This is a genomic window from Kineococcus rugosus, from assembly GCF_050871975.1.
Lineage (GTDB): Bacteria > Actinomycetota > Actinomycetes > Actinomycetales > Kineococcaceae > Kineococcus.
Genome location: NZ_JBJLSJ010000087.1, coordinates 1 through 512, shown reverse-complemented (window position 1 = coordinate 512; position 512 = coordinate 1). Strand labels below are relative to the sequence as shown.

At 60.7% G+C, this 512-nt stretch carries 1 rRNA gene and 1 other annotated feature; the gene reads right to left on the bottom strand.

From position 1 onward, the window contains the following. Positions 1-2: 2 nt before the first annotated feature. Positions 3-87: a sequence feature (5S ribosomal RNA rRNA prediction is too short), on the bottom strand. Positions 88-276: 189 nt separating this feature from the next. Next, positions 277-512: ribosomal RNA gene (locus ACRYM6_RS22995) — 23S ribosomal RNA — on the bottom strand; the annotation flags it as partial.

Sequence of the window (512 nt, the reverse complement as noted above, 5' to 3'; positions counted from 1 at the left end):
CTCCCGGGCAGTACCATCGGCGCTGGTGGGCTTAGCTTCCGGGTTCGGAATGAGACCGGGCGTTTCCCCACCGCTATGACCACCGGACCACACAGGCCAGGATCGAACACACCACCCACCCCCTGCCCCCGCGAAGGCGCAGACGACGGCGGCGCGGATTCTCTCCCGAGAACCACACAATGGACGCGAACACTCACAGCAGTGTCATCAATGTTTGTCAGCACTCACCATGCCAACACACCCACACCCACCGAAACCGATGGCAGCTGGTGCGTGGTAGACAAGTGATCGGCCTATTAGTACCGGTCAGCTCCACAACTCGCTAGTCGTTGCTTCCACACCCGGCCTATCAACCCCGTCATCTCCAGGGAGCCTCCCACCCCTTACGGGGCACGGAAACCTCATCTCGAAGCAGGCTTCCCGCTTAGATGCCTTCAGCGGTTATCCCTTCCGAACGTAGCCAACCAGCCATGCCCTTGGCAGAACAACTGGCACACCAGAGGTTCGTCCGT